22 protein-coding genes are annotated in these 23,830 nt (G+C 62.2%); 14 read left to right on the forward strand and 8 right to left on the reverse strand.

Features of this window, described 5'->3' with window-relative positions:
- The 3 genes from I6N89_RS23150 to I6N89_RS23160 all read left to right on the forward strand — a co-directional run.
- A partial coding sequence (locus tag I6N89_RS23150) for a Mu transposase C-terminal domain-containing protein (RefSeq protein ID WP_207020696.1) occupies nucleotides 1–1,368 on the forward strand: 1,368 nt, incomplete at its 5' end.
- A 1-nt stretch (nucleotide 1,369) separates the two neighbouring features.
- Nucleotides 1,370–2,251 carry a TniB family NTP-binding protein gene (locus I6N89_RS23155; RefSeq protein ID WP_028095479.1) on the forward strand — a complete coding sequence of 294 codons (882 nt, stop codon included), beginning with the start codon at nucleotides 1,370–1,372 and terminating at the stop codon, nucleotides 2,249–2,251.
- Entirely contained in the window at nucleotides 2,248–3,039 is a 792-nt protein-coding gene (locus I6N89_RS23160; protein WP_009808026.1) for a TniQ family protein, read from the forward strand. Before I6N89_RS23155 ends, I6N89_RS23160 begins: the two co-directional genes overlap by 4 nt.
- 340 nt (nucleotides 3,040–3,379) lie before the next feature.
- Here the strand turns inward: I6N89_RS23160 and I6N89_RS23165 are convergent, their stop codons facing one another.
- The 4 genes from I6N89_RS23165 to I6N89_RS23180 all read right to left on the reverse strand — a co-directional run bounded on the left by I6N89_RS23165 (nucleotide 3,380) and on the right by I6N89_RS23180 (nucleotide 8,846).
- On the reverse strand, nucleotides 3,380–6,460 hold the full coding sequence (locus I6N89_RS23165) for an efflux RND transporter permease subunit (RefSeq protein ID WP_207020697.1): 3,081 nt from the start codon (nucleotides 6,458–6,460) through the stop codon (nucleotides 3,380–3,382).
- Nucleotides 6,461–6,484: 24 nt separating this feature from the next.
- Complete coding sequence (locus tag I6N89_RS23170; protein ID WP_236016800.1) at nucleotides 6,485–7,630, reverse strand: efflux RND transporter periplasmic adaptor subunit; 1,146 nt, start codon at nucleotides 7,628–7,630, stop codon at nucleotides 6,485–6,487.
- The gene (locus I6N89_RS23175) at nucleotides 7,611–8,168 is read right to left on the reverse strand and encodes a TetR/AcrR family transcriptional regulator (RefSeq protein ID WP_207020698.1); all 558 of its coding nucleotides are present in this window, start codon (nucleotides 8,166–8,168) and stop codon (nucleotides 7,611–7,613) included. Before I6N89_RS23175 ends, I6N89_RS23170 begins: the two co-directional genes overlap by 20 nt.
- 63 nt (nucleotides 8,169–8,231) lie before the next feature.
- Nucleotides 8,232–8,846 carry a TetR/AcrR family transcriptional regulator gene (locus I6N89_RS23180; protein WP_236016801.1) on the reverse strand — a complete coding sequence of 205 codons (615 nt, stop codon included), beginning with the start codon at nucleotides 8,844–8,846 and terminating at the stop codon, nucleotides 8,232–8,234.
- Nucleotides 8,847–9,310: 464 nt separating this feature from the next.
- Here I6N89_RS23180 and I6N89_RS23185 point away from each other — a divergent pair, with 464 nt between their 5' ends.
- The gene (locus I6N89_RS23185; protein ID WP_207020700.1) at nucleotides 9,311–9,583 is read left to right on the forward strand and encodes a hypothetical protein; all 273 of its coding nucleotides are present in this window, start codon (nucleotides 9,311–9,313) and stop codon (nucleotides 9,581–9,583) included.
- Nucleotides 9,584–9,613: 30 nt separating this feature from the next.
- Here I6N89_RS23185 and I6N89_RS23190 read toward each other — a convergent pair whose 3' ends face one another.
- Genes I6N89_RS23190 through I6N89_RS23200 form a run of 3 tightly spaced genes read right to left on the reverse strand, consistent with a single transcriptional unit; the run spans nucleotide 9,614 to nucleotide 14,547 of the window.
- On the reverse strand, nucleotides 9,614–10,735 hold the full coding sequence (locus tag I6N89_RS23190; protein WP_207020701.1) for an ABC transporter permease: 1,122 nt from the start codon (nucleotides 10,733–10,735) through the stop codon (nucleotides 9,614–9,616).
- A 3-nt stretch (nucleotides 10,736–10,738) separates the two neighbouring features.
- Entirely contained in the window at nucleotides 10,739–13,510 is a 2,772-nt protein-coding gene (gene rbbA / locus I6N89_RS23195; RefSeq protein ID WP_419247634.1) for a ribosome-associated ATPase/putative transporter RbbA, read from the reverse strand.
- On the reverse strand, nucleotides 13,474–14,547 hold the full coding sequence (locus I6N89_RS23200; RefSeq protein ID WP_207020702.1) for an HlyD family secretion protein: 1,074 nt from the start codon (nucleotides 14,545–14,547) through the stop codon (nucleotides 13,474–13,476). Before I6N89_RS23200 ends, rbbA begins: the two co-directional genes overlap by 37 nt.
- A 381-nt stretch (nucleotides 14,548–14,928) precedes the next feature.
- On the opposite strand from I6N89_RS23200, the gene I6N89_RS23205 reads away from it, so the two are divergent.
- From I6N89_RS23205 to I6N89_RS23215, 3 genes are read left to right on the forward strand one after another with little or no spacing between them, the layout of a single operon-like run.
- Entirely contained in the window at nucleotides 14,929–15,621 is a 693-nt protein-coding gene (locus I6N89_RS23205) for a DUF6781 family protein (RefSeq protein WP_207020703.1), read from the forward strand.
- A gap of 2 nt (nucleotides 15,622–15,623) precedes the next feature.
- Nucleotides 15,624–17,294: an ABC1 kinase family protein gene (locus I6N89_RS23210; RefSeq protein WP_207020704.1), complete on the forward strand. Its 1,671-nt coding sequence runs from the start codon at nucleotides 15,624–15,626 to the stop codon at nucleotides 17,292–17,294.
- A gap of 9 nt (nucleotides 17,295–17,303) precedes the next feature.
- Nucleotides 17,304–18,212 carry a patatin-like phospholipase family protein gene (locus I6N89_RS23215; protein ID WP_207020705.1) on the forward strand — a complete coding sequence of 303 codons (909 nt, stop codon included), beginning with the start codon at nucleotides 17,304–17,306 and terminating at the stop codon, nucleotides 18,210–18,212.
- A 52-nt stretch (nucleotides 18,213–18,264) separates the two neighbouring features.
- Here the strand turns inward: I6N89_RS23215 and I6N89_RS23220 are convergent, their stop codons facing one another.
- Nucleotides 18,265–18,618, reverse strand: coding sequence for a winged helix-turn-helix transcriptional regulator (locus I6N89_RS23220; protein WP_236016802.1), 354 nt, complete (start codon nucleotides 18,616–18,618; stop codon nucleotides 18,265–18,267).
- A 133-nt stretch (nucleotides 18,619–18,751) separates the two neighbouring features.
- On the opposite strand from I6N89_RS23220, the gene I6N89_RS23225 reads away from it, so the two are divergent.
- The 7 genes from I6N89_RS23225 to I6N89_RS25600 all read left to right on the forward strand — a co-directional run bounded on the left by I6N89_RS23225 (nucleotide 18,752) and on the right by I6N89_RS25600 (nucleotide 23,376).
- Entirely contained in the window at nucleotides 18,752–19,159 is a 408-nt protein-coding gene (locus tag I6N89_RS23225; protein WP_207020706.1) for a DoxX family protein, read from the forward strand.
- Between the two features lie 126 nt (nucleotides 19,160–19,285).
- Nucleotides 19,286–20,044 carry a DODA-type extradiol aromatic ring-opening family dioxygenase gene (locus I6N89_RS23230; RefSeq protein WP_236016803.1) on the forward strand — a complete coding sequence of 253 codons (759 nt, stop codon included), beginning with the start codon at nucleotides 19,286–19,288 and terminating at the stop codon, nucleotides 20,042–20,044.
- Between the two features lie 4 nt (nucleotides 20,045–20,048).
- Nucleotides 20,049–20,546 (forward strand): luciferase family protein, encoded by a 498-nt coding sequence (locus I6N89_RS23235; protein WP_207020708.1) that lies wholly within the window; start codon nucleotides 20,049–20,051, stop codon nucleotides 20,544–20,546.
- 45 nt (nucleotides 20,547–20,591) lie between these two features.
- Nucleotides 20,592–21,488, forward strand: coding sequence for an SDR family oxidoreductase (locus tag I6N89_RS23240; protein ID WP_207020709.1), 897 nt, complete (start codon nucleotides 20,592–20,594; stop codon nucleotides 21,486–21,488).
- 10 nt (nucleotides 21,489–21,498) lie between these two features.
- Complete coding sequence (locus I6N89_RS23245) at nucleotides 21,499–22,134, forward strand: glutathione S-transferase family protein (RefSeq protein WP_207020710.1); 636 nt, start codon at nucleotides 21,499–21,501, stop codon at nucleotides 22,132–22,134.
- Nucleotides 22,135–22,157: 23 nt separating this feature from the next.
- The gene (locus I6N89_RS23250) at nucleotides 22,158–22,757 is read left to right on the forward strand and encodes an acyl-CoA dehydrogenase family protein (RefSeq protein ID WP_236016804.1); all 600 of its coding nucleotides are present in this window, start codon (nucleotides 22,158–22,160) and stop codon (nucleotides 22,755–22,757) included.
- 244 nt (nucleotides 22,758–23,001) lie between these two features.
- The gene (locus I6N89_RS25600) at nucleotides 23,002–23,376 is read left to right on the forward strand and encodes a biotin transporter BioY (RefSeq protein WP_328805921.1); all 375 of its coding nucleotides are present in this window, start codon (nucleotides 23,002–23,004) and stop codon (nucleotides 23,374–23,376) included.
- Nucleotides 23,377–23,830 lie beyond the last annotated feature (454 nt).

A 23,830-nucleotide genomic window follows, 5' to 3' on the forward strand; every position in this document is an offset into this window, starting at 1 on the left:
GAAGCGGTAATCGAGGAGCACCTTCGCCGCTATTTCTTGCGCCGGGAGCGTTCGAGCTTGTCGCGCGTCGTGACAGAAATCCGCAGCGCTTGCTGGCAGGAGGGCTTGCAACCGCCGACGCGTCGGACGGTTCAGCGCAGGCTGGATGCAATGGACGCCCGCGCAATTGCCAAGGCACGCGAAGGCGCAAAGGCGGCCCGCCAGAAATTTGCGCCGGTCGTAGGCGACAACAAGGCAAACCGGCCACTGGAGGTCGTGCAAATCGACCATACGCCTGCGGACATCATTCTCGTCGACAGTTTTGAACGCCAACCAATTGGGCGGCCTTGGGTCACGCTGGCGATCGACGTCGCAACGCGGATGGTGACCGGATATTACACCTCTCTCGAGGCTCCTTCGCGTCTGTCGGTGGCGCTTTGCCTGACACAGGCTGTGGCCCCCAAGGCGGAACTTCTGGCGGAATTGGTGTGCAATGTTCCTTGGCCCGCGCAGGGTAAACCACATAGCATCCACGTCGATAACGGGCGCGATTTCCGGTCGCATGCCTTTCGGTCGGCATGTGCGGAATGGGGGATCGATCTGGTCTATCGGCCGCCAGGCAGTCCTCATTTCGGAGGGCACATCGAACGATTGATCGGCACGATGATGGGGGCCGTGCACCTGTTGCCTGGAACAACGCAATCCTCGGTCGTGGCCAAGGGCGACTACGATGCCGAAGGCATGGCCGCGATGACTTTAGGCGAATTTGATCGCTGGTTTGCCCTGGAAATCTGCCGCTACAACAACAGCATTCATTCAAGTCTTGGCTGTACGCCCGTCGCCAAATGGGAGGTGCTCTCAGAGGAAATGATGGGCGACATCCCCTTCGAGATGGAAGCCTTTCGGGTGAGCTTCTTGCCGAGCGAACTGCGCAAGGTCAGGCGTGACGGCATCCATCTGTTCCAGATACGGTACTGGTCGGATGCGCTTGCAGGCCACATTGGGCGCGGGGATGGGAAGGTGGTCGTTCGCTACGACCCTCGCGATATCTCAATGATCTGGGTCGAATTGGACGATGGCCGATATGTTGAGGCGCGTTACAGAAACTTGGAAATTCCGCCCGTGCCGCTCTGGGAATATCGCGAAGCCATGAGGAAGGCCCGTGCCCTTGGCAAATCCGGGTCCAATGAGCTGGTCCTGGCTGAGCTGATCCGACAGCAACGCCAGATCGAGTTTGAAAGCCGGGGCCTAACGAAGGCCGAACGCCGATCCCGTGAAAGAAAAGGGACATTGGAGGGCACCAACTCGGCTGTCTCGAAAACCGAAAGGCTGCGCCCGATCGACACGGGTGATACATCGCGCCCATTGTTCAAAGTGGAGAGATGGTGAATTGAGGGCAGGGACAACAGAGGAAGACGGTCGGATCGCCCTCATTCAATCGGATATCTGGATTGGCTTTCCGCGGGCCGAACAAGTTCTGGACCGTTTGCAGGGTATGATCGAAGCGCCAAGGCAAACCCGTATGCCTGGCCTTCTTGTGCATGGCGCGTCTGGGATCGGCAAGACGATGATCGCCCGCAACCTGTCGCGCAGATATGCACCGGAATATGACCCAGCATCGGGAATTACGCGAACGCCGCTCTTGCTGTTACAAGCACCGCCAGCTCCCGACGAACGGCGGTTCTATCTGCACATCCTGGCGTCCGTCGGGGCACCGGCCACGGCACTGGGCGCGCGCGCTCAAAATGTGGCCTCCCTCGAAGTCCGTGTTATTGCGCTTTTGCGCGACCTTGGCCTGCGGATGATCATGATCGACGAGGTCCACAACCTCTTGGCCGGGACCCACCGCGAACAGCGACGCTTTCTCAATGTTCTTCGTTATCTCAGCAATGAGCTCGAGGTGTCACTGGTCTGTCTTGGGGTCAGCGAGGCCGTCGACGCCATCCGTGGTGATATCCAGCTTGCCCGACGGCTGGACGAACATCACTTGCCAAACTGGCGCGACGATGCCGAGTTCTCGGACATGATCCAGACCCTTATTGCTGCCATGCCACTGGAAAAGAAGTCCAACCTGAAGGTCAAGTCACTCAAGCAGATACTTGCACTGACCGGTGGGGTGACCTCGCGCATTTTCGCCCTGATCAAGGATCTTTCCATCGACGCCATTGTAACAGGTGATGAATGCATCACCGATGACGCAATCGTAAAATGGACGCCGGTTTGGTCGCGCCATGCGAACCCCCATCGGCGGCTCGAGAAGTCCGGGGTGTGAAGCCGCACCCGCTGCCCAAGACTGTCGCGCCGCTGCCAGACGAGTTGTTGTCAGGTTGGTTGTCTCGGCTGGCGGCGGCCAACTACTGTGATGATGCGGAACTGCTGGCCCATATCGAAATCGATACAACTCATGGCACGTCCTTGGACTTCAACATCGACGCGGCAGCGGCGGCGAAGATTGCCAACGCCGCACGGATTGACCCAGATGTTGTGCGATCTTTGACCTTCCCAGCAATGGCGACACGAGAAGCCTCGCTGACGGCCCAGATACCATTCCAGCATTGCCTGCAATGCTCCAGAGAGGGCCTTTCGCTCAAGCATTGGAGGCGAGCCTGGGCATTCGACTGCCAGGTTTGTGGGACGAGACTTGTACCGACGCTCGGCAAGGCCAGTGGCGAACAGATGCCCGAAAAGCTGATAAATCGTGCGCGCAACGGCGCCGCGCGGCTTGAATACGCCGCGCGATTACGCAGCTCCAAGCAACTTCGGCGCGCAATGCGCGCGGTCACCTTTGCCATATCATTAAAGGCCTTCCGCGGAGATCCGTTACACGCTCTTCAGGGCCACAGGCTGGAAGTAAGGCTGTTTTGCCTTGCTGCAATTGATGCAGCCCAATCCCGTCCACTGGTCAAAGCGGCCATCTCAAGCTCCGGCATCGACGACTATGCAAGGGTTGCTCTATTGCGCGCCTTCGATAAGGAGCCACGTCTGCTTGCCGCGGTCGATTACATCGCCCGGCAGCGCGCGAAAAGCATAGGCGCGATGGCAGTGGAATCTCATAATTAAGGGCAAAAAATATCCCCGAACGCGTCGTGTCTCAGATTTAAGGGCAACGCGACAGTTCAGCATGGGCGTCGACGACTATGCACGGGTTGCCTTGCTCCACACCTACGACAAGGAGCACCGCCTACTTGCAACCATCGACAAGATAGCACAGCAAATGCGGAAACGTACCAACCTGCCAGACCTTGCGTCTCGCATTTAACGGCAAGAAATGTCGGCAAACGCGCCGCGTCTCGGGTTTAACGGCAACGCGACACTTCCCGAGAATTCACCGGGGTAGGAAGGAGAGCCTGGCCCAAGAACGGCTGGTTCACCGGATGCACACTTTGAAACCATTCAAGAATTAAGCTTCAGTGGACGATGTAGCCAAACTGTTGCTGTCGGCCGAGGGTCTGATCCGGAATAGAAGTGCATAGAGAACCGGAACAGCGACGAGCGTCAAAACTGAAGCAAACGCAAGACCGCCCATGATGGTGACCGCCATCGACGCGAAGAAGGCGTCAGGCAGGAGCGGGATCATCCCGAAAATCGTCGTTCCGGCAGCCAGCACCACAGGGCGCAGCCTGCTGACCGAGCCCTCGACGACAGCGCGATAGTCCTCTTTGCCGTCGGCACGTTGCTGGTCGATTTCTTCAACGAGAACAATGGCGTTCTTCATCAGCATGCCCGACAGCGACAGAAAGCCAAGCAGCGCCGTGAAAGTGAATGGCAGACCCGTGATCAAAAGGCCAAGGACCATACCCGTCACAGACATGGGTAAGATTAGCCACAGAATCAGTGGTTGTCGCACCTTGTTAAACATCAGGATCGAGATTGTCAGCATGACAATGAGGCTGATCGGGAGTTGCTTGCCCAGGCTTTCATTCGCCATCTGCTGGCTTTCGTACTCTCCGCCCCAGTCCATCTGATATCCGACAGGCAGCACCATCGCCTCGATCTGTTCGCGAACGCTTGTGAATGCCTCGTTGGCGGTCAGGTCGCCGCGCGCGCCGCCCAGGACGGTGATCGTCCGCTCGCGGTCGCGCCTGTGGATGAGCGCTTCGACGAGACGCGGCTCGAACCTTTCGAATAGGTTCGAGAGCGGCACGTAGGCGTTCGCGCCGACGGACCAGACAGAGAGATCCCGGAGACGATCCAGTCCGTCCCGTTCCTGTTCGCTCTGCCGCAGATACATCGGGATCTCGGCATCTCCTTCGCGGAGGGTTCCGACGCGGAGTCCGGACGTCCCGTAGAGTATGGTGTCGGCGATAGAACTCCGCGTGACGCCAGCAACGCGCATGCGCGACTCGTTGACGATTGGCACGATGAGTATTTCTCGCTGCCGCCAATTCGTGCGCGGATTGGTTATGGTGCCCGCGTCCTCGAAAATCATCATCGCCTGATCCGAGAGCTGTCGCAGGATCAACGGGTCTGGCCCCGAAAACCGCACCGCGACGTCGGCGCCTGCAGGCGGTCCGAAGACGATCTCCTCGACCCGGATGAGCGCATTAGGAAACTCGGGGCCAAGTTCCCGGTTCAGACGAGCGGCCAGATCAGGGATGGCCGTGGCTTCTTCGACCCGCACGATCAACTGGCCATAGCTTGCATCGGCCTGTTCAGGATTGTAGGTCAGCATGAACCGGCTGGCGCCGCTCCCCACCAGTGTCGTGACCTGTGTCACCTGGTCCTCGCCCAGGATCATCTCCTCCAGACGCGTCATTTCCTCATCGGTCGTCATGATGTCCGTGCCTTGGGGCATCTGGAACTCGACATAAAAGATCGGCGTATTGGACGCGGGAAAGAAGGCCTGCTTGACTTGGCCGAAGGCCATCACCGACCAAACCGTGATCCCTATTATGATCAGTAGGATCAGAACGCGCGTCCGCAGGGCAAGCCACAAAAACCCTCTGTAGATCGAGTAAACGAACCCGGCATATGGGTCTTTCGACATGTCCTTGGGCGCCTTCAGGAGCAGTTTGCCGAGATACGGTGTGACGGTCACGGCCAGGATCCAGCTCATAATGAGGGAGATTGCGATGACGGCGAAGAGCGAGAACAGGAACTCGCCCGTGGCATCCGGGGACAGGCCGATCCCGGAGAAAGCCATGAGGCCGATCACCGTTGCGCCCAGAAGCGGAACCCCGGTCGAGCCTTCGACCTCGGCAGCGGCGTCTTCGGCTGTCTTGCCACGTGCCATTCCGATGACCATGCCCTCGGCGATCACGATGGCGTTGTCCACCAGCATACCCATTGCGATGATCAGGGCGCCAAGACTGATGCGCTCCATTTCGATCCCGAAGACAGACATGAAGAAAAGCGTCGACAACACGGTCAGGCCAAGCGTCGCGCCGACGACAAGGCCCGCGCGCCATCCCATTGTCAACATCAGTGCGCCGACGACGATGGCGACGGATTGGCCAAGACTAACCAGGAAATTCGAAATTGCGGCGTCGACCACACGGTGCTGTTGATAAATCGGGATGATCTCGACGCCCGCGGGAAGCTCGCTGGCAAGTGCATCAAGTCTCGCTTCGACCGCTTCGCCCACCTCCACAACATTGCGATCGACCAGGGCAGAGACCCCGAGCGTGAAGGCCCTTGCGCCGTTTTGCCGGATGATCTGTCCTGGTTGTTCGGCCAACTCACGGGAAACTACGGCAATGTCGTACAATGCTCTTTGGCCGACCTCTCCGGGTGCACCGAGGCGAAGCGCCTCGATGCCCTCGACGGTTGCATAGCCTGGACGAACTGACACGCCGACACGCGCTGTGCCTTCGCTGATTTCACCGGAGTTGAAGACCTGATTCTCGTCGGCGAGGATGCCGAGCACCTGATCCGGCGGCAGGCCAAGTTCCGTGAGCCTTGTTGCAGGAACCGAAATAATGATCTCTTCCTCGGTCAGGCCCTGCACTTCGACCTTCGCGACGCCATCGACAGTCACAAGCTCTCGTTTCAAAGCAGTCGAGATTTCTCGCTGCTCAGTCGGGCTTAGGCCTTCCGACGTGACTGCATAGAACATTCCGTAGACGTCGCCGAAATCGTCGTTCACGATTGGTGACTGCGCGCCTGCCGGCAAGTCACTCTCGACATCCCGGATGCGGCGCCGCATTTCGTCCCAGACTTGGGGAATCTCGTCCGGCCCATAGGTGTTCTCGATTTCGACCGTAATCTGTGCCATGCCCGGCATGGACTTCGATTCGACCCGGTCAAGCTGTTTCATCTGCTGCAGAGCATTCTCGATGACATCCGTAACTTCTTCCTCAACCTCCATCGCGGTTGAACCAGGGTAGGTGACGAAGACCAGGGCGGTCTTGAGGGTAAAGCTCGGGTCCTCGAGGCGCCCAACCGTATTGAGGCCCCAAAGACCGCCGAACAGGCAAAAAATGACTCCAAGCCATACAGCAACAGGCCTGCGGATACTGGCGCGGGAAATACTAGAGTTCATTTCAGATCGCCTACTTCTTCGGACTCAGCGAACGTCGACAACTTCGCCGTTCCTCAACCGCCACCAGCCGCCGGAGACAACGGTCTCTCCGCCGGAAAGGCCTTCGAGAACCGCGATCTCGTTGTCCTGCGGCAGTCCGATTCGGATGGGCTGACGCCTGACCTGCCCCGTCGTGTCATCGTAAAGCCAAATGGTTGATTCAGCCTCGCTCGTCGTATCGATGGCGGAAACGGGTACCACCACGACGGAACTCGCTCTATCACCGGTGTCTCTCAATGAAACCAGGACATTCGCCGTCATCCCCGGCAATAGCCGTGGATCCACGTCGCCTATGATTGCGAATTCAAAGTCGTATGTCTGCGCCGCGGGGTCTGCGTCGGTTGCGAAGGCCCGGCGGACCAGTTCGGCCTCGTAGCCAGGAATAGCCGGAAACAGTGCCACGATATCGAACATGTCGGCGTTTGCCTGCGCAATTGCAGCGAGGTCCTCGGGAACAGACAACCTGATCCGCATCTCGCTTACGTCCTGCAGTCGCACGACGGGCGCCGCAGGTGTAATGTTGGCGAACTCCTCGACGAAGGTCCGTGCGACCAAAGCATCGAAGGGCGCTGAGATTGTCGTCTGCGACAGGTGCCGTTCCGCTTCTCTTAGCGCCACCTCCGCCTGGGCAAATTGAGCGCGTGCGATCTGCAGCTGTGCGTCGGCGGTGACCCCCCGCTCTGCAAGGCTCGTAGCGCGGTCAAATTCGGTCCGGGCCAGGTCGAAGGTTGCGCGCGCGCGGTCCACCGCCAGTTCGAAATCGGCTGGATCCAGCGCGGCGATCAAGGCTCCTTGAGCGACCCTGTCGCCTGCGTCCACGGCGAGTTCCAGCAATTGACCCGAGACCTGGAAGGCGAAATCCACAGTGCGGGCGGCCTCGACCCGGCCGGCGAACGCGCGTGCGTTCTCTATGTCCCGTAGCACGGCAGTTGCGACATCCACGGTAATCGGCGCGGTCGGTGCGACTTCGGTCTGCAGGCCGTCACCGGCGCTGTCGGTTCCCCCGAGCGCCTGCGCCAGCGCGGTCGGCATTCCGCCGGGGCTCCCGAATGCAATCACGGCAACAATGGCTACCGCACCAATCAACGTGCCGGCCACTACCCAAGCTCGACTAGTTTTCATCGAGTTCATCAATCATTTCCTCAAGTCGTCTCAGGACCGCACTTTGTCTGCCCTCACCGCCGCCGGGAAGCTTCAGGAGCTTGTGAAATTTGAGGCCCTGAATCGCCAGAAGCAGGAGCGTAGCCCCGGTCTGGTCCGAGGCTTCCTCATCTATACGTTCGAGATCGCGAGATAGTTCATCCCGCAGTGGATCAAGGAGTTCGGGTTTTTCAGCCGCGACCGCCAAAATTGCCATCGACAGGTCGATGTTCAGGCTGCTCGCATGCTGTAGTGTTTCGAGGTGGCCGCGCAGCGTTGGCGACGTGGCGTTCCGTGGGACCGAGGCGAGTCGCGTCCTGTGTTCTGCAATCATGTCATCGAGCAGACCTGCCAGAAGAGCGTCCTTGCTCCGGAAGTTGTAAAGTACGCCTCCTTTGCTGAGGCCAGTTTCCAGCGCGACTGCATCGATCGTGATATTTCCGGCACCCTCGCGCGCAGCAATCCGACGCGCCGCGTCAAGTATTCTTGGCGCCGCGTTCCTTGGACGACCAATTTGTGCTCTTGTCAATTTCCCACCTTTTCGAGGTTCTGGTTTCGCATTTTGGAATAGTGCGCTCGCACACGACGATGCCTACTCGGCTTCACAGGAAGAGCTTGCACCTTTCACTCCGTACAATTTGAGAAATAAGGCGACCGCATCCTTTGCGCATTGTTCCCTGTCGACCGAGCGCTCGACGGCGAGGAGTCTCGGGATCAATACGCCCGAGATGCACATGTGAATGAACCGCTCCGACGCCAGCCGCGTATTGTCAATACTCAACCTTCCCCGTTCCTCAGCTGCCTTCAAGTTCGCCTCAATGAATGCGATGGCTCGTTCAGGCCCGGCCTTCATATATTGTCGTGCTGCCTCGGGCAGTGTTTCGGCCGCACCGATGCATGTGCGCAGCAGCCGGATATAGTCGTCATCCAACACGAGGTCGATGATGCGATTTGCAATCTGCTCGAGTTGTTCATGGAAATTGGCATTGCCCTGAAGAGGGCGGACGATCTCCGCCGCCAACCGTTCGCATTCGGTATCAACGACTCTCAGAAAAAGCTGCTCCTTGCTCGGAAAATGAGCGTAGAGAGTCGCCTTCGAGACCTTGCCTTTCGCCGCGATTCCGTCGACGCGCGCACCCTCATATCCGCAACGAAAAAATACTTCGCGGGCGCCGGCGAGCGCTTCTGCTGCTTTATTCTCCCACATTTCGACCTCCGGGTGCACACTGGTACACTTACTAAACTGTACCGTCTGGTCGGTATAGCAAGTTTGTAAAGCTCGCGCAACGAGGTGGGACCAAGCCAGCGTCGGCGACCCCGAAGTCAACATCTTTGCCGAGACGGTAAACGGTCTCTACCAAGCGGAGGCCATCAATCGACTGGGACCATGTAGATCTTTCTAAGCGGTCGAGTTCACCACCTTCGCCCAGTCCAATTGGTTGAGGACAACCGGCTTTCGGAGCGCACCGGCAACATATCTTCGACCGAAGAGCGCAGTACTGCCATGCTGGAAAAACCGGCCATGGTAGCTGACCTGCCACTGAACTTTCATCCAGCCGCGATCGGAGCCCGGTTTGTGTTTACGCCTGTTAGCGCAGGCTGAGCAGTCGCCCGACGCGCGGCGCCTTCGGTGAGAACCTGCTGTCCGTTTTCACCGAACGGCGCAAGGTGATGCATGCCGATACCTTTGCCGCCACCCAGACCAACGACAATCCCGCCACGATGGAGCTGCTGCAACGGGTCGCGGGGATCATTCAAAGGGCGGGACCCCCCGATACCCAGCCGTTGCCCGCCGCGGCCTCGTTCCTCGGGCGGTACGTGGTGATCCAGGCCTCAACGGTCGCCTTTCAGGATGGATTCCTCATGGTTTTCGCGATCTTCGTGGCCGCCCTTGTTCCGACCTGGTTCATGTGCCGCGCAAGAGACATCGGGAAGCGGTCCTAGGCGACCGGCCGTTCCGCTTCCCAGCCCGTTTCAAACCATGGTGGAAATCATGCGCCTGAATCGCAGGAGCGCGATCGCGAACAGAACCCCGCCTATAGCCACCAGCGCCAGGAACTGCGGCCAGACGATGCCGATGCCAGCACCGCGGTAGAGGATCGCCTGGGCCAGTATCACGAAATGCGTGTCCGGCGCGGCCAGCATCAGGGTTTGCACGACGGCGGGCATGCTTTCTCGCGGCGTGACACCGCCCGACAGCATCTCCAGCGGCAAGAGCACGAGGACGAGCAGCAATCCGAATTGCGGCATGGAACGTGAAAACGTCGCAAGCATGATGCCCAGCGATGTCGTTGCGAAAACGTGCAGCGCAGCCCCCGACATGAACAGCACGACCGACCCCTCGACCGGAACGCCAAGCCAAGCTTGCACCACCACGCCCAGCGAGGCGGCCGAGGCGACGAGAACCACGAGGCCCGTGGACCAGACCTTGGCGATCATGATCTCCAGGGGGGTGACGGGCATGGTCAGCAGGTGTTCGACCGTTCCACGCTCGCGTTCGCGGATCAGGGCGGCGCCGGCCAGAACGATCGACAGCAGGGTGACATTGTTGATGACCTGCATCACCGACCCGAACCAGGCATTGTCGAGCTCGGGGTTGAAGCGGGCCCGCAGCACCAGATCGACGGGCAGATCGACCGCGCCGCGGTGTCGGGCCGTGAATTCCCTTACTTCCGCCATGACGATGGCCTGAATGTAGCCGCTGCCCGTGAAGGCTTGGGTGATACGCGTGGCGTCCACGTTCAGTTGTATCGTCACCGGATGTCCGGCCAGGATGTCGCGCTGGAAGCCGGCTGGGATGACGAGCGCGAATGTGTCGCGACCGGCATCCATCCGCGCGTCCATCCGGCCCGGATCGATCTGCTCGGGTGGTGCGAAATACGGGCGCTGGAACGAGTCGGCGATGCGTGTGGAGAGGGGCGAGCGATCCTCGTCCACGATGGCGATCTGTGCCCGGTTCAGCAGTTCGGGCATGGCCGTGGCGCCCGCGTGAACCCAGAAGGTGAAGGCAAAGACGATCAGGACGAGCATCACGGGATCGCGCGCGAGGCTTCGCATCTCCTTGATTCCGAGATGCAGAATATTGGAAAAACGCATCGCTCAACGCTCCTGCTTGCGCAACAACAGGACCGCCGCCACGATCAGGGCCGGCACCGAAAGCGCCAACGGCACGAAGGCGGCGCGCAGATCGTCGTAGCCGAGCGCCTTGGAAAAGGTGCCACGGGCGATGGTCAGGAAATGGCTGGTGGGATAGACTTCGCCAATCACGCGACCGAAACCCTGCAGCGCCGAAACCGGGTCGATCAGACCGGTAAAGCTGATCGCGGGCAGAATTGTGAGAACGGCTGTGCCGAACATCGCGGCGGTCTGACTGCGGGTGAAGGCGGAAAACACCAGCCCGATCGCCGTCGCCGCCGTCACGTAAAGCAGCGCGCCCAGCGCCAAAGTGGCAAAGCTGCCCGTCAGCGGCACGTCGAAGACCGTGACTGCCAGCACGGTCAGCATCAGGAAGCTGCCCATCGACAGCACGACATAGGGGATCTGCTTGCCAAGCAGGAATTCCAGCCGGGTCGTCGGGGTGACGTAGAAATTGATGATCGAGCCGAGTTCCTTTTCCCGCACGACGCTGAGAGAACTCAGCATGGCGGGGATGAGCAGCAACAGAAGCGGAATGACGGCGGGGACCATGGCATCGAGGCTGCGCAGGTCGGCATTGTAGCGAAAGCGGGTTTCGATGGTGACCGGCCCCGCCAGGGCACCGGCATAACCGCCGTCGCGGGCGCGCAATTCCAGCCAGTGCAGGTGCATGCCCTGCACATAGGCCTGCACGGTTCCGGCCAACGTGGGCATGGCGCCGTCGATCCAGGCCCCGATCGCGACCGGGCGCCCACGCGCGACATCACGGCCGAAGCCCGGCGGGATCTCCAGGGCAAGGCTGATCTCGCCCGCGCGCATGCGCCGGTCCATGTCGGCGTAACTTTCGATCGGGGGGTGCTCGATGAAATAGCGCGACCCTTCGAGGTTCATCGTGTAGTCGCGGCTGATCGCGGTCTGGTCGTGGTCGAGAACGGCAAAGGTCACATCCTCGACATCGAGGTTTATGCCATAGCCCATGACGAACATCAGGACCGCGCTGCCAAGGATCGCGAGTGTCATCCGGACCGGGTCGCGCCACAGTTCCAGCGCCTCGCGCCAGGCATGGCTGGTCATCCGGCGCGGATCGAACCAGCGTCGCCAGCCGCGGGGCACCCGCGTGCGGCTCTGCGGCGCCGCGTCCGGGGACAGGGGCGTGGCGCGCACCACCACGTGGCCGTCCGCAGTCTCCAGATGGTGAATGAACGCATCTTCCAGCGTCGCGGCCCCCACCTCCTTTGCCAGTGCGGCAGGGGCGCCGGTTGCCAGCACCTTGCCCTCGTGCATCAGCGAGACGCGGTCGCAGCGCTCGGCCTCGTTCATGAAATGGGTCGAGATGAAGATTGTCACTCCCTCGTCCCGCGACAGTTCGATCAAGATGCGCCAGAAGGCATCGCGCGCCACCGGATCGACCCCCGAGGTCGGCTCGTCCAGGATCAGCATCTCGGGGCGGTGGATCAGCGCGACGGCCAGCGACAGGCGCTGGCGCAGCCCGAGCGGCAGGCGTTCCGGCAGCTTGTGGCGAACCTCGGCAAGATCGAAGCGCGACAGCATTTCCTCCACCCGTGCGGCGATCCCGGGTTCCGGCAATGCGAAAAGGCGCGCATGGAGCGTGAGATTCTGCTCGACTGTCAGTTCGGCATAAAGCGAAAAGCTCTGCGACATGTAGCCGACCCGCCGCCGGGTCGCCAGATCGCGCGGGTCCACCTGCGAGCCAAAGAGGCGCACCGAGCCCTCGGTGGGCGGCAGAAGCCCGGTCATCATCTTCATCGTCGTGGTCTTGCCGCAGCCGTTCGAGCCGATAAAGCCGAAGATCTCGCCCCTTTTGACGCTCAATTGCACCCGGTCCACGGCGGTGAAGTCGCCAAAACGCATGGACAGCTCTCGGGCCTCGATCGCGGTGTCGCCGTCGCGCTCGCGGCGGGGGAAGATCTCGACATCGCGATGGGACCGGCGCTTTTCGTCGGGCAGGAGGCGGAGGAAGGCCGCATCGAGTGTATCGGTCCCGGTCGTCTCCATCAGGCCCTGCGGGCTGCCGGTGGCGAGGATCCGGCCCCCGTCCATCGCCGCGAGCCAGTCGAACCGGGCGGCTTCCTCCATGTAGGCGGTTGCGACCAGCACGCTCATGCCGCTCCGCGCTGCGCGGATCGCGGCGATCAGCTCCCAGAATTCGCGGCGGGACAGCGGATCGACGCCCGTCGTGGGTTCGTCGAGGATCAGGAGGTCCGGGTCGTGGATGAGAGCTGAACAGAGCCCCAGCTTCTGCTTCATCCCGCCCGAGAGCTTGCCCGCCGGGCGGTCGAGGAACGGATACAGCCCCGTGGCGCGGGTCAGCGTGTCGATCCGCCGGGCGGTTTCGGCGGCACCATGGCCAAAGAGACGCCCGAAGAAGTCGATGTTCTCGCGCACCGAAAGCGTCGGATAGAGGTTCCGCCCCAGACCCTGCGGCATGTAGGCGATGCGCGGCCCCACCTTGGCGCGGTATCCTGGGCGGGACATGTCGCAGCCAAGCACCTCGATACGCCCGGTCTGCATCCGGCGCACCCCGGCCGCGAGCGCCAGAAGGCTGGACTTGCCGACCCCGTCTGGACCGATCAGTCCGGCCATGCAGCCGGCAGGCATGTCGAGGCTGACATCGCCGAGCGCATGAACCTTGCCGTAGCGCAGGCCCACGCCCTCGAACCGGATGACCGGCGGCGGCATCATTGCGGCAGTCTGGGCGCGAGATCGGCCGGCCATTCCGCCGCCGGGTCGATGCGGACATAGGCGGTGCCTGGAAGGCCGGTCTTGACCAGCGCCTCATGCTGCCGCAGCAGGTCCGGGTCGATCCTGGCGCGGATGCGGAACATCAGCTTCTCGCGCTCGGCCTCGGTCTCGACCGTGCGGGGCGTGAACTGGGCGACGCTGGCCACGAAGGACACCCGGGCCGGGATCACGAATTCGGGCGCCGCGTCGAGGATCAGCCGCACCTCGTCGCCCAGCGCCAGCTGGCCCGCCTGCGCGGTGGGCAGGAAGAAATTCATGTGCACATCGGCCAGATCGACCATGTTCACCACCGTGCCGCCGGGGGGCAGCACCTCGCCCAGCTCGGCCACGCGATACTGCACCCGCCCGTCGCGGGGCGCCTTCAGCACCGCATCGGCCAGCTCCGCTTCGATCCGGACGATGGCGGCCTCCGCCGCCTCGACCCCGGATTCGGCGCCGATGACATCCGACCGCGCCCGGTCGATCCCGGCCTGCGCCGCGGCAAGCTGTGCCTCGGCCGCGGCGACAGCGGCGCGCGCAGCCTGATGGGCGGCCCGGTCGTCGTCGAGGCGCGATTGCGGCGTTGCGCCGGTGACGGCCAGCCCCTCGCTGCGCGCAAGCCGAATGGCCGCCGCCTGCTGTTCGACCTCGCGCAGTTCGACCAGTGCCTGCGCGGACCGGGCCTGCGCCTCACTCTGTGCGACGCCGCTTCGGGCGATCTCGACCCCGATGACGGCGCGCGAGAGATTGGCCCGTGCCTCCCGCAACTGGGCCTGCAAGGTCGCCGTGTCCATCACGGCGAGTTCCTGACCGGCGATTACGAAATCGCCCTCGGCGACCAGAACCGACTGCAGGCGCCCGCCGCTCCGTGTCGCGATGTCGATCTCGACCGCCTCCAGACGGCCGTTGGCCTTGGCGAGCCCTTCGGGCAGCGCGGCCGGTTGCAGAAACCACCAGCCCGCAGCCATGGCACCGGCCAGAATAGCCAGAATTGTGACCGCGCCGGGAAACTGCCATCCTGCTATCTTCATGCCGCTCTTCCCTCGGCCATCTTCCTTGGCCAATTGCGCCGGTACCGACGCGGTGTCCCGGTTCCCGTGCCGCACAGCACCGACAGAGCGAGGATCGGTCGCACCTCTCCGTATGATCCGATACGACCCGGCCTGTTCGCCTGCCTTGATCTGGGTCACGGCGCCAAGGCACCATGCAGCTTACAGGTACCTGCGCGAGGCCATGCGCAGTAAATCTGCCGCGCTGGGTCGCCCCATCGGATTGGACGATCGCTCGCCCTGCGTTATCTCGCTTGATCCACATTGATGATCAAGGCCAAAAGCGGAAAGTCTGGGCGATGTATTGGGTTTACTCAGTCGATGTATTCAATTGGGCAATGCAGCCGGGAAGGAGAAGCAGAGATGACTGACGATGGTGACAAGGCGATGCGGGCCGATGCGCCCGATCTCCGGCAGCAAGGGCGCGAGGCCGTCGAGGGGCCCCAGGCCACACGCGAGGCGGTGCGCGATGTCGTGGTGCGCGCGTTGTCGAACCGCCCGCTGGAGGAGGGGCGGGTCCGCGATGTTGTGCACGCGGTCCTCGAAGGGGCTGTGGAGGCCGCGCCCAAGGGCAGCGCCGAAAGTGTCGAGGCGCTTCGGCAGGCCGTGGCCGGGATCGACGACGCGCTGGAACGCGCCGCCATGGCCTCGAAGCTGGCCATCGAGGAGGCGCGCAGCCAGGCAGCCGCGTTTTCCGAACAGGATCTGAGGCGCGCCGTCGATGATCTTGCCACATTGGACCGGCTCTATTTCGAGGCGCTCGCCTCGGTGGTGAAAAACGGGACGAAAGTCTCAGCGCGCATTATCGGCGATCTGGCCGAACATATGAGGCGTACCGGCACGCGGACCGGTGCCGCAGTGCACGAGGCGCTCGCGGCGCTGGAACGGCCCCATGCCCGGCATGTCGCGCCAAGACCCACAGACATTGCCCACACGGCGCGGGCCGGCGCCGCAACAATCGCCGCGATCGGCAGCGGCATCCTTGCCGGGCTGGCCGATGCGCTTGGGCCGCGTCACGAAAAGGACCGGACGGAGCCGCCCGAAAAGGATGCCTGAGCATGATCGCTGCACAGGGTGTTGCGCCCGATCTGCGGCGGCTGGGCGATCTGGTCGCGGTTCTGGCGCGATACGGTTTTTCCGAGATGTTGGAGCGGGCCGGCCTCTCACACCGGAAGCGCAAGGCTCGCCAGTCCCAGGAAGATGACGCAGACAAAGATGGCCTGACCTCGGCCCAGCGACTGCGCCGCGCGCTGGAAGAGATGGGGCCGACATTCGTCAAACTGGGGCAGATCCTGTCCACCCGGATCGACCTGTTTGAGCCCGACATCATCGCGGAACTCGAACGCTTGCGTGATCGTGTGCCCACCGTGCCCTTCGCTGAGCTTGCCGCCGAGGTCGAGGCCGAACTGGGTCAACCGCTTTCGGCGATCTTCGAGAGGATCGACACCAAACCCTTGGCCGCTGGCTCCATCGCGCAGGTGCATGGCGCGCGGCTGGCAACGGGCGAAGAGGTTATCCTCAAGATCCGTCGCCCTGGCATCCGCCGGGTGATCGAGTCCGACCTGCGCCTTCTGCGTCACGCCGTCGGCGTGGCGCTGGCCGAATGGCCAGATCTTGTGCGCTATCACCCGCACGAAATCCTGGCCGAATTCGCCCGGTCGATCCGGGCCGAACTGGATCTGGCCAACGAATGCCGCAATGCCGAACGTGTAGCCGCCGGATTCCGCGACCGGGCCGACATCCATGTGCCGCGCGTCCTCTGGGACTGGACTTGCGAGGTCATGAATGTGCAGGAGCGCATAGAGGGAATTCCCGGCGGCGATCTGGCTGCGGCACACGGCGCCGGGCTGGATCTGAAGAGGATCGCCGCGCGTGGGGCGGATGCGGTGCTGCACATGATCCTGGAAGAGCGCTTCTTTCATGCCGATCCCCATGCGGGCAATGTGTTCTTCCTGCCCGGCAACGAGCTGGTCTTTATCGACTTCGGCATGGTCGGTCACCTGTCGCGAAGGCGCCGCGACGAACTGGTCGATTTGCTCTACGGGATCGTGGAGCGCCGCCCCGACCGCGTGGCGCGGATCCTTCGCGGCTGGGCCGGAGCCGATGCGCAGGACGACCCCACGCTGGAAGTCCGGCTCGAGGCGTTCATCGACCGGGTATATGGGCGGCCACTTGGGGCGATGAACCTTTCCGAACTCGTCTTCGACCTGACCGCGCTGATGCGCGCGCACGACCTTGCCCTGCCGCCGGATCTCACACTGCTGGTCAAAGCCTTCGTCTCACTCGACGGAATGGGGCGGCAACTCGACCCCAGCTTCGACATGGTCGCCACCGCCCGGCCGATCCTCGAACGGTTGATGTGGCAGCGCCACGGCCCGGAGGCGATGGCGCGCGCCGCACGGCAGAGCCTCGGCGAAAGCGCCCGGCTGGCCGCGCGCCTGCCGGGCGATCTGGCGCAGATTCTGGATGCAGCGCGGCGCGGGCGGCTTGGGCTGCGGGTGGAACTGGCCGAGATCGAGCAGATCGTCGAGAAGATGCGCCAGTCGGTCACGCATCTGACGCTGGCGGTGATCGTCGCGGCGCTGACCGTCGGCTCCTCGATCGTGACGGCGGCTTCGGGGGCGGACCTGCCGTTCGGGCTGGCCAGCTTCGCGATGTTGGGGTTTTTCGGGGCGGTGATCGGCGGCTTTATCCTGTTGTGGTCGATCTGGCGCAACGGGCGGAAATAAGGGGGGCGCATGGCACGGATCGGACTGGCCCTTGGCAGCGGCGGCGCACGCGGCTGGTCGCATATCGGCGTGCTACGGGCGCTGGAAAAGGCCGGTATTCGCCCCGACGTGGTGGCCGGCACCTCGATGGGCGCGCTTGTCGGGGCCGCCTACTGCTCGCGAGCCCTCGACCGCCTTGAGGATTTTGCGCGAAGCATGACGCCGCTATCGATGGCCAGGATGATCGATCTCGACCTGCGGGCCGGCGGGCTGGTGGCCGGAAACACGGTCCTGCGGACGCTGAAAACGCTCGGGCTGTCGGGCAACTTCGCCGATCTCGACCGGCCCTTCATTGCTGTCACCACCGATCTTTACCGGGGGCGCGAGCTCTGGCTGCGGGATGGCGCCCTGTTGCCGGCTGTGCGGGCCTCGACCGCCATTCCCGGTATCTTCTCGCCGGTCCGCCATGACAACCGCTGGCTGATGGACGGCGGCATGAGCAATCCGGTCCCCGTCTCGGCCTGCCGCGCGCTCGGGGCCGATATCGTCATCGCCGTCGATCCGAATGCCGGCAATCTTGCCTCGCACGGCAGCGTTTCCCGGCGCAGCCTGCTGCCGCAGGTGAACGCCGAGGCGCTGATCGGCCAGTTGCCGCGGCAGTTGCAGCCCGCTGCGGCGGCCTATTTCGTCAGCGGGCGGGATCCGGCATCTCAGCCGCCCGGGTATATCGAGGTCCTCTCAACGGCGCTCGACGTTATGATCGACCAGATTTGCCGGAGCCGCCTTGCCGGAGACCCGCCGAACGTGATGGTCGATCTGAACCTGTCGCACCTGAACGTTCTCGCGTTCCATGAGGCCGAAACCGCCATCGAACAGGGCTACGCCGCGATGAAGGATCACTTGCCCCGCGTCCTCGCAGAGCGCCGGACCTTTTCGTGAAGGCTGCTCGGGCGAGCAGCACACGGTCATCCGGCGGATGGATTGCACGCCGTCATTCCGCCGCAGGCGATGTCTTGGCAAAAGCACCCTCATCCTCCCAGCGACGCGCGATGGCGCCCAGCGTATCGAGTACGCCGCGCAACTCCGCGCCGCGCCCGGTCAACCCGTAGGTGACGGCGGGCGGGATGGTCATGGCCTGCTCCCGCCACACCACGCCGGCATGTTCCAGCATCCGCAGCCGTTCGGTCAGAATCCGGGTGGAAATGCCCGGCACCAACCGCTTGATCGCACCAAAGCGCTGCGGTCCATGCTCGGACAGAACCCACAGGATGTAGATCGTCCAAGGGCCGGTAATGACCCGCAGCAAGGCGTCCATCGGACAGGACGGGGGCAGGACGGTCTTCATCGCGGACATATCTCACAGTGACGGGAAGCAAGTTACTTTTAAGTGCCTACTTTCGTTTTTGTAGCATGATCTTTAAACATACCTACAGCGGAAAATATCGCTTCACAAGTTGGAGACAGCAGGGAGTGCGGCAATGAGCGATACGGCGGCACGGTATGTTTACTGGATCACTACCGGGCTTGTGGCGCTGGTCTATCTGGGCGCCGCGGGTTTCTACATCTCATTCCACGACATGGTCGCGGGCATGTATCGCGAGGTGTTGGGCTATCCCACCTACATCATCTGGCCGCTGGCGATCCTGAAGATGGTCGGTGCGGTGGTGATCCTGTGGCGACCTTCGGCGATGCTGGCAGACTGGGCGTATGGGGCGATGTTCTGGCATCTGGTGCTGGCCTTCGGGGCGCATGTGGGCGCCGGCGATCCGGGCTGGCCGCCGGCCCTGATGGCCTGGGCGCTGCTGATTGCCTCGTGGCTGACCGCGAACCGCGTGCGTGCAGTGAAGTCCGCCTATGCGCCTGCGTTCATGGCAGTGGCGAATTGACCGGACGCGGGGCGCGCGCGCGGTGCATCGGCGCCAGCCCACCGCCCTTGAACTGAAAAGGACGACGACATGACTGTCAGGCATCCTGCGGTATTCCTTCCCCATGGAGGAGGCCCGTGCTTCTTCATGGACTGGAACCCGCCCGACACCTGGGCCCGGCAGCGCCGGTTCCTGCAGGAGTTCCCGACGAGCCTGCCGGAAAGGCCCAGGGCGCTCCTGGTGATTTCGGGCCACTGGGAGGAGCGGGTTTTCACCGTGCAGACCAACCCTGCGCCGCCGTTGTTGTTCGACTATCAGGGCTTTCCCCCGCACACCTACCAGTTGACCTGGCCCGCGCCCGGCAATCCCGCTCTTGCCGCCCGCGTGCGCGACCTGCTGCAAGTCGCAGGGTTCGAGACGGGCGAAGATCCCGCGCGCGGCTTCGATCACGGGGTGTTCGTACCGCTGAAGATAGCGTTCCCCGATGCCGATATTCCCACCGTCCAACTTTCGCTGCGGTCCGATCTCGATCCCCGGGCGCATCTGGCGGCGGGGCGGGCGCTGGCGCCCCTGCGCGACGAGGGGGTGCTGATCGTCGGTTCGGGCAACACCTATCACAACATGGGCGTGATGCTGCGGGCGATGCGCGGCGGGGCGCGCGGACCCGTCGCAGGGACCGACTTCGACCGCTGGCTGACCGATGCCGTCACGCAGGACGATCCCGCGCGCCGCGACGCGATGCTGGCGGCCTGGGAGAGGGCCCCCGGCGCGCGCGAGGCCAACCCGCGCGAAGAACATCTCATCCCGCTGCATGTCGTCGCCGGGGCAGCCGGGGCCGATCATGGCACCAAGACGCTGGAAGATCATGTCATGGGCGCTGTGGAAAGCGCCTTCCGGTTCGGCTGACACCATGAGTTTCGAATTGCCCATGCGTGCCGGCCCGCGCCCGACGACCACCGATTGCGCCCCCCATGAACAGGTGTCGCAGAACTCGCCGCCGGAGATCCATGCGTTGTTCAAGCTTCGCGCCTTCGAACTGCCCTTCGTCGAACGCCGTCCCTCCGGCATCTCGGTGCCGGGCGCCGAGGCGCTGGTACTGCCACATGCGCACGCATGCGGCCCGCGCGAGGCCTTCATGATCGGTCGCGAATTTGCTCACGTGCACCCCGGCTATGATGGCTCGTCGCATCTGATGCTGCCGCTGCCGATGGTCGAGGAACTGATCGCCAAGGGCTGGGGTGAGCCGCATCCGATGGCGCGGCAAGGCGTCATTCCGGCCAACGCGGTCATGGCTTTCGCCCCGCGCGACGAGGCCGAGATCGATGTGATGCTGCGGCTCTTGCACAGTAGTTGGGACTTCGCCCGCGGCAAGCTGGCGAACCCTGCACCCGTCCAAATCCACGGCTAAGGGCAGACGGCCCATCACCTGACTTCACTTCTTAGGAGACAAACCATGAGCAATATTCAGAACGGACCCTTTATCGTCACCGGCGCTTCCGGCCAGCTCGGCCGGCAGGTCGTCGAACTGCTGGTCGATGCCAGCGCCAGTCCGATCGTTGCGGTGTCGCGCAATCCCGAAAAGCTGGCCGATCTAAAGGCAAAGGGCGTCGAGGCGCGTCAAGGCGATTTCAACGATCCAGCGTCGCTCGAACCCGCCTTCGCGGGCGGCAAGCGCCTGCTCATCATCTCGACCGACGATCTTGAGCCGGGCAAGCGGATCGCTGCCCATTCCAACGCCGTCGCGGCCGCGACGGCGGCGGGTGTCGATCATATAGTCTATACTTCGCTCACCAACCCGGTGTCAGACAGCCCGATTGGTTTCTCTTCCGACCATGAGGAAACCGAAAAGCTGATCGCGGCATGCGGTGCCGATTACACCATCCTGCGCAACAACCTCTATGCCGACCTCCTGCTGATGGGCGGCCCGCAGAGCATCGCGATGGGCAGTCATTATGCCGCCGCCGCAGAAGGCAAGACCGGCTATGTCTCGCGCGCCGATTGCGCCCGTGCGGCGGCTGCGGCGCTTATGACGTCCACTGGCAAGCAGACCCTTGATATTACTGGGCCGCAAGCCGTCAGCCAGGCCGAGATCGCGGCCATTCTGTCCGAGGTCGCTGGCAAGGATATTCCCTATGTTGCCTTGCCTGCCGAGGATCTGGTGCAGGCGATGATCGGCAACGGGTTGCCGGAATTCATGGCGCGGGTCTTCGTCTCCTTCGACGAGGCGATTGCGCAGGATTATCTCGACGTGGCGAGCGACAACCTGAACACCCTGACCGGCCAGTCGGGCCAGTCGGTTCGCGACTTCCTGTTGGCGAACCGGGCCGCACTGCAGACCCCACCGAGCTAGGATGATCACCATGCGGCTCTACAACGCCAACTTCTCACCCAATACCCTGCGCGTACGCGCCGTGGCATTCGAACTGGGGATCGACCTCGAAATCATCGAGGTCGATGTCTTCAAAGGTGACACCCGCGCCGCAGACTTCCTTGCGCGCAACCCCAACGCCAAGGTGCCGGTGCTTGAGGATGGGGATTTCGTGCTGTGGGAATCCCGCGCGATCTGTACCTATCTGGCCAGCCTGAAGCCGGACGCGGGGCTGGTTCCGTCCGACCCGAAGTCGCGGGGACTGATGGAACAATGGGCCTGGTGGCAAGCGATCCATCTGGGCCCCGCAATGCAGAAATTGTCCTTCGAGTTGTTCCTGAAGGAGAAGTTCGGCATGGGCGAACCCGACGCCGCGGTGATCGAGGCCGAGCGCAAGGCCACCGATCAGTTCCTGGACGTGCTGGAACAGGGACTGGCCGGGCAGGACTGGATCGTGGGTAACCTCAGCCTTTCGGACTTCTACCTCGCCACAACCTTCATGTATCGCAGTCAGGCAGGTATTGCGCTCGACGCCCGGCCCGCCGTCGCCGCCTGGATCGAGCGGCTGGAGGCGCGGGAAAGCTGGCAAAAGGCAATGGCGCCCCTGAACGCGGCCCTGGGGCTCTGAGCGGCGCACAAGGAGAAATGCACATGGAAACCGGCCTCTATACCTTTGGCGATGCCGGTACGAGTCGGGTAACGGGGGCGACTGTATCCCCCGAAACCCGGCTGCGCCACCTTGTCGAGGAGATCGAACTGGCCGATCAGGTGGGACTCGACGTCTTCGGCCTGGGCGAGGTCAACCGAGGCTTCTATTCAGTGATGAGGAACTTTCCGAACGAACGGATCGTTCTGGGCGCGATGGCCTGCGCCGAAGCGCAGTCCGCACTCGACATGACTGTGGATTACGTCAAACAGCGAAAGGCCTTCGGCGGCGTCCTTTGGGACAAGCAGGCCGTGCGTCAGCGCCTGGCCGATTGCCAAACCCGGATCGAAGCCGGACGTCAACTGGTCTATCACGCCGCCAGTCAGGACGCCGCAGGCCACGACTGTGTGAAGGAGGTCTCGATGGTAAAGGCCTATTGCGGCGAACTCGTCAACTCCGTGCTTTATGACTGTGTGCAATTCCACGGTGGCATGGGCTACATGCGCGAAACACCTGTTGAGCGGATGTCACGTGATGCGCGTGTCCAGGCCATCGGTGGTGGTGCGACTGAGGTGATGCTCGAGGAAGTCGCCAAGCGCATGTGAAGTTGCCAATGAAACAAGGCAGGCTTGAAATCAAAGGAGACATCTAAATGAACGCGGTATCTGTCCAACAACACCCAATCTCATTCTTCACCCGAGAGATCATGATTTTGTTTCTCGGCTCACTCCTCCTGACAGTCTCTGCAAAAATCGTGGTGCCTTTTTATCCGGTCCCAATGTCCGCGCAGACAGTAGTAGTACTTGGCCTCGGTCTTTTTCTAGGACCCATTCAATTCGGGGCAGTCTTGTGGTTTTCGTTTACTTGCTAGAGGGTATTTTTGGATTGCCGGTTTTCGCGGGCACGCCGCCGGCACCATCCGGGTTGGCTTATGTATTCGGACCTACTGGTGGGTTCCTGGCGGGATTCTTGCTCGCTGCCGCAGTCACCGGATGGATGGTCAGGAAAATCGACCGATTTCCGCTTGTCCTAACTGCGGCACTGGCGGTGGTTGGAGGTTCGGTGGTCCTGTATATTCCGGGACTCATTTGGCTGGGCAACTTTGTCGGGCATGAAAAGAAGCTTCTGGAGTTCGGGCTTTATCCATTCATCCTCGGGGATGCGGTGAAAGCGGCGATTGCAGTTACGCTTTACGCAATCTTTCATGGTCGTCGCTCTATGTGAACATTTTTTCCAACTTCATCATCCGGTGCCCAAAATGTTGGGCATCGGAGTTTCTGAGCGCCTACTTCACCATTGCAAAATGACGTGACCACAGGAAATGGTTTCAATCCTGATAAAAATCTTCCGCTTAGAACCCCCACCAGAGACAGGAGTGGAAACACATCGTCGGCAAAGTCGCCGCTTTCGCAATCGACCAGGCATGAGCGATGTCGTACTTCAAGGTCGTGATGATAATCGGGGCCATTATCAACATAAGATTGCCTCTCGGATTCCCGGGGAAGTCTACAATACATTAACATAAACTTCATTATACGCATCTGACGCTGTTTCGTGTCATGGTGTATTGACGGCAACTACCACTCGCCCTAGTAGCATCCGCAACACCAAGTACCCGGAACTGCATGCAAATTGGTCCTCTATCTCTAAGCACCGATTTTCGACTTTTCTGCACCCT

The organism is Salipiger abyssi (genome assembly GCF_017311415.1).
Taxonomy (GTDB): domain Bacteria; phylum Pseudomonadota; class Alphaproteobacteria; order Rhodobacterales; family Rhodobacteraceae; genus Salipiger; species Salipiger abyssi_A.